General features: G+C 70.0%; 6 protein-coding genes. 5 read left to right on the forward strand and 1 reads right to left on the reverse strand.

What is annotated here, in order from left to right; all coding sequences use genetic code 11:
* A partial coding sequence (locus ADBZ5N_RS17305; protein ID WP_526259558.1) for an aldehyde dehydrogenase family protein occupies positions 1-492 on the forward strand: 492 nt, incomplete at its 5' end.
* Between the two features lie 10 nt (positions 493-502).
* Entirely contained in the window at positions 503-2,593 is a 2,091-nt protein-coding gene (gene ligA, locus ADBZ5N_RS17310; protein ID WP_526259560.1) for an NAD-dependent DNA ligase LigA, read from the forward strand.
* 48 nt (positions 2,594-2,641) lie between these two features.
* On the opposite strand, the gene ADBZ5N_RS17315 is transcribed toward ligA, so the two are convergent.
* Positions 2,642-3,313: an ACT domain-containing protein gene (locus tag ADBZ5N_RS17315; RefSeq protein ID WP_526259562.1), complete on the reverse strand. Its 672-nt coding sequence runs from the start codon at positions 3,311-3,313 to the stop codon at positions 2,642-2,644.
* 96 nt (positions 3,314-3,409) lie between these two features.
* Between ADBZ5N_RS17315 and ADBZ5N_RS17320 the strand changes: the two genes are divergently transcribed.
* From ADBZ5N_RS17320 to ADBZ5N_RS17330, 3 genes are all read left to right on the forward strand, one after another.
* On the forward strand, positions 3,410-4,105 hold the full coding sequence (locus ADBZ5N_RS17320) for a hypothetical protein (RefSeq protein ID WP_526259564.1): 696 nt from the start codon (positions 3,410-3,412) through the stop codon (positions 4,103-4,105).
* Positions 4,106-4,166: 61 nt separating this feature from the next.
* Positions 4,167-4,457: an Asp-tRNA(Asn)/Glu-tRNA(Gln) amidotransferase subunit GatC gene (gatC, locus tag ADBZ5N_RS17325; protein ID WP_526259566.1), complete on the forward strand. Its 291-nt coding sequence runs from the start codon at positions 4,167-4,169 to the stop codon at positions 4,455-4,457.
* Positions 4,458-4,483: 26 nt separating this feature from the next.
* On the forward strand, positions 4,484-5,134 hold a 651-nt coding region (locus tag ADBZ5N_RS17330; RefSeq protein WP_526259568.1), incomplete at its 3' end, for an amidase family protein.

Raw genomic sequence — 5,134 nt, forward strand, 5'->3', positions numbered from 1 at the left:
GGCGGCAAGGTTCGCCCGGACATTGGACCGCTGTTCTACGAGCCGACTGTGCTCACCGGTGTCACCCCGGAGATGGAGTGCTACGCCAACGAGACCTTCGGCCCACTGGTCGCCATCTATCCCGTCGCCGACGTCGAGGAGGCCATCGCGAAGGCCAATGACACCGAGTACGGTCTCAACGCCAGCGTATGGGCCGGATCGGATGCCGAAGGGGAGCGGATCGCCGCCCGGCTGCACTGCGGGACGGTCAACGTCAACGAGGGCTACGCCTTCGCCTGGGGCAGCCTCAGTGCTCCGATGGGCGGGATGGGCACATCCGGTGTCGGCCGCCGGCACGGTCCGGAGGGACTTCTGAAATACACCGAGGCGCAGACCATCGCGACGGCGCGGGTTCTCAATCTCGATCCGCCGTTCGGCATTTCGGAGACCTTGTGGCAGAAGTCGCTGTTCCCGATGGTCCAGACCGTGATGAAGCTGCCCGGGCGTAAGTAGCTTCACCAAGGTGGCTGCCGAACACGATCCTCTCGACCCGGAGGTTCGCCGCCGCTGGCAGGAATTGGCCGAAGAGGTGCGCGAGCACCAGTTCCGGTACTACATCAAAGACGCGCCGGTCGTCTCCGACGCCGACTTCGACGCGTTGTACAACGAACTTCTCGGGCTCGAAGAACGCTATCCCGAACTGCGGGTGGCCGATTCACCGACTCAACTTGTCGGCGGGGCGGGCTTCGCCACCGAATTCACCTCCGCCGAACACCTCGAACGCATGCTCAGCCTCGACGACGTGTTCAACGCCGAGGAACTGCTGGCCTGGTCGGCGCGGGTGGAGAACGAGATCGGACCGGATCCGCACTACCTGTGCGAACTCAAAGTCGACGGGGTCGCAATCGCCCTGGTGTACCGCAACGGCAGGCTGGAGCGCGCCGCCACCCGCGGCGACGGCCGGGTCGGCGAAGACGTCACCCTCAACGCCCGCACCATCGATGACATTCCGGGAACCCTCACGGCCGCAGACGATTTCCCCATTCCGGGAGTTCTGGAGGTGCGCGGTGAGGTCTTCTTCATGCTTGCCGACTTCGAGAATCTCAACGCCAGCCTGGTGGCCGACGGCAAGCCGCCATTCGCCAACCCGCGCAACAGCGCCGCCGGATCGCTGCGGCAGAAAAACCCGGGGGTGACTGCCCGGCGGCCGTTGCGGATGGTCTGCCACGGCGTGGGCTACGCCGAGCACACCGGGGGCTTCGCGCCGGCCACCCTGCACGACGCCTTCGCCGCACTGAAGGCCTGGGGCCTGCCGGTGTCGGCACACACCAGCAGGGTGCAGGGTCTGTCTGCGGTGCGGGATCGGATCGACTACTGGGGGCAGCGCCGTCATCAGATCGAGCACGAGATCGACGGCGTGGTGGTCAAACTCGATGAACTGGCCCAGCAGCGCCGTCTGGGCGCCACCTCCCGTGCGCCACGCTGGGCGGTGGCCTACAAGTACCCACCCGAGGAGGCGCAGACCACACTGCGCGACATCCGGGTCAACGTCGGCCGGACCGGCCGGGTGACCCCGTTCGCCTTCATGGATCCGGTGCGCGTGGCCGGGTCGACGGTGAGCCTGGCGACCCTGCACAACGCCTCGGAGGTCAAACGCAAGGGCGTGCTCATCGGCGACACCGTGATGATCCGCAAAGCCGGTGACGTCATCCCCGAGGTCCTCGGCCCCGTCGTCGCCCTGCGTGACGGCACCGAACGCGAATTCGTCATGCCCAGCCACTGCCCGGAGTGCGCCACCCTGCTCGCCCCGGCCAAGGAGGGCGACGTCGATATCCGTTGTCCCAACTCGCGATCCTGCCCGGCGCAGTTGCGCGAGCGGGTGTTTCACATCGCCGGCCGCGGCGCCCTGGACATCGAGGGCCTCGGCTATGAGGCCGCGATCGCGCTGCTGAAGGCCGGGGTCATTGCCGATGAGAGTGACCTGTTCTCCCTGAGGGCCGACGACCTGGCCACGGCCGACTTCTTCCGCACCAAGGACGGCAAGCTCTCCGCCAACGCCACCCGGCTGCTGACCAACCTTCAGCAAGCCAAGGACCGGCCGCTGTGGCGGATCCTGGTGGCGCTGTCCATCCGCCACGTCGGCCCCACGGCGGCGCGTGCCCTGGCAGGAGCATTCGGCAGCCTGGAGGCGATCATGGCCGCGGAACAGGAGCAGTTGGCCGATGTCGAGGGGGTGGGGCCCACCATCGCCGCGGCGCTGCGCGAGTGGTTCGAGGTGGACTGGCACCGCGCGATCGTGGCGAAGTGGCGCGCCGCCGGGGTGCGGATGGCCGATGAACGTGACACCGGCATCGCGCCTACCTGCGCCGGTCTGACGATCGTGGTGACCGGCGCACTGACCGGCTTCTCCCGGGATGAGGCCAGGGAGGCGATCATCGCCCGCGGCGGGAAGGCCGCCGGATCGGTGTCGAAGAAGACCTCGTTCGTGGTGGCCGGCGACGCACCCGGCTCCAAGTACGACAAGGCCGTCGAACTCGGGGTGCCGATCCTCGACGAGGAGGGATTCCGCGCACTGCTGAACGACGGCCCGCCCGCCGAACCGGCACAGGCCTAACGCGGCAGGGGGCCCAACGCGGCAGGGGGACCAACGCGGCAGGGGGGCCTAACGCAGCAGGGTGGCGACGATCCCGGCCAGATACCCCAGCCGTGCCACCTCCGACGGGCGGAACAGCGGCCCGCCGGGGCGTCCCAGCACCACCGCGGTGCGAGGTTCCCCCAGCGGGGCGGCGGCCAGCGTGGTGTCCATATCCCGCCATAGCCGGGGCACCCACTCCTCGGTGGCGTCCAGCGCGGCGGCGTGGCTGATCGGCAGCCACGGGGTGTCCGCGGCCTGGGTCTCCGGCGCGCCGGGGCTGCCGACGAGGCGGCGGGGGCCGGCGTCGGTGTGTTCGACCACGGTGCACCAGCCCACCCGCAGGATCCGCGGCGCCTCGTCGACCAGCACCTGCAGCTTCGCCGACCGGCCGGCGGCGGCCGCCACGTGGTCGATCAGTTCCAGTTCGCGGTGGGCCTCCAGCAGACCGGTATGCGGCCGGATGGTTTCCACCCGGACCCCGTTGAGTGCCTCGGCGGCGGTGATCAGCATGTCCGGCATCGCCCCGGCCGGAAGATCCACCACCAGGTCGTCGATCACCCAGTGGGTGTCCGGGTCGGAGCCGCGCTCGACGACGTCCAACGACAAAATGTCCGCCCCCACCGACCCGAGCGCCACGGCCAGTGAACCCAGGCTGCCCGGCCGGTCCTCAAGCTGCACCCGCATCAGATAGGAACGCACCCGCCAACTCTCGCACAGGGCACCCCGGCGGGCATGTCGGCCGAGCGCGGCCCGGCGCCAGCCTGTTCTCGTTCAAGCGGCGGCTACCATCGCGGTATGCGGCGTCTGCTGGCCGCCGCCGGGGTGGCGGCATTGATGCTCGTCGGCGTGCCCGCCACTCCGGCGGGAGGCACGCCCACCCCCGGCGACTACACCTTTCCCTACCAGCCGTTGTGGCCGTTCCCCGACCAGGCCGCCGCCGACACCTGGCTGGCGGAGAGCAGGCCGATCGGCGATTCGCTGTGGCATGCCGACCCGGCCGCGACTGCCCTGAAGTTCACCCGGGAGTTCCTCGGATTCACCGATCTGGACCGCACCACCACCGCGAGCGTGCAACCGCGGGAGGCCTGGGTCGGCGTCGGACAGGCCGACCCCCGGGGTCAGTCGATCACGGTGGCCACCCTGCATCTGGCCCGGTTGGGTCCGGCCGCCGACGCGCCCTGGGAGGTGGTCGGCAGTGAGGACACCGAACTCACCCTCGACTCCCCGGCCTATGGCAGTCCGGTGACGCCGGTTCTCGCCGTCGGCGGCATCATCAGCGGGGTGGATGAGAGCCTGCACGTCCAGGCTAGGCAGTTGTCCGGTCTGATCGGGGAGTCCTGCTGCCTGTCGGCCGGCGGCCAGCGCTCGCCGTGGTCGGTCTCGGTGCCGGTCTCGGGCGCCGCGCCCGGCGCGGTCACCGTGGTGGTGTCCACCGGCGGGCACTACGCGGCCATCGAGCGGTTCGCGATCACCGGTCTGCGGGCGAACTGAGCCGGAATCCGTCCAACCCCTGCGGCTAGGCTTAGCCCCCGTGTCCCAGAGTTCCCCCGCGATCTCCCGCGACGAGGTGGCGCGGCTGGCCAAGCTGGCCCGCCTGGCGCTGACCGACGACGAACTGCTCAGCTTTGCCGGCCAACTCGACGCGATCCTGGGCTATGTCAGCCAGATTCAGGCCGTCGACGTCACCGACGTCGCGCCCACCGGCAACCCGCTGCGCAACGTCAACGTCACCCGCGCCGATGTCGTGCAGACCAGCCTCACCCAGCAGCAGGCCCTCGCCGAGGCGCCGGCCGCCGATGAGGGGCGCTTCGCGGTTCCGCAGATTCTGGGGGAGGAGGCGTGAGCACCCCGCCCGACGAGGTCATCCGGATGGACGCCGCCACCCTCGGGGCCAAAATCGCGGCCAAGGAAATCTCCTCGACCGAAGTCACCCGGGCCTGCCTCGATCAGATCGCCGCCACCGATGAGCGCTACCACGCCTTCCTGCACGTGGCCGGTGAGCAGGCGCTGGCCGCCGCCGCCGCGGTGGACGCCGCGGTGGCCGCCGGTGCGGACCTGCCGTCGCCGCTGGCCGGGGTGCCGCTGGCGCTTAAGGACGTCTTCACCACCACCGATATGCCGACCACCTGCGGCTCGAAGATCCTGCAGGGCTGGATGTCGCCGTATGACGCGACGGTCACCGCCCGGATCCGTCAGGCCGGCATCCCGATCCTCGGCAAGACCAACATGGATGAGTTCGCCATGGGCTCCTCCACCGAGAACTCCGCCTACGGCCCCACCCGCAACCCGTGGGACGTCGACCGTGTCCCGGGCGGTTCCGGCGGTGGCAGCGCCGCCGCACTGGCCGCCTTCCAGGCACCGCTGGCCATCGGCTCGGACACCGGCGGATCGATCCGTCAGCCAGCCGCGCTGACGGCCACCGTCGGGGTCAAGCCCACCTACGGCACCGTCTCGCGCTACGGGTTGGTGGCGTGTGCGTCGTCGCTGGATCAGGGCGGGCCGTGCGCGCGGACCGTGCTC

The organism is Mycobacterium sp. (genome assembly GCF_044370595.1).
Classification (GTDB): Bacteria; Actinomycetota; Actinomycetes; order Mycobacteriales; family Mycobacteriaceae; genus Mycobacterium.

Coding starts and splice junctions, on each gene's coding strand:
- ADBZ5N_RS17320 (WP_526259564.1), top strand. CDS start 3,410: ATGCGGCGTCTGCTGGCCGCCGCCGGGGTGGCGGCATTGATGCTCGTC.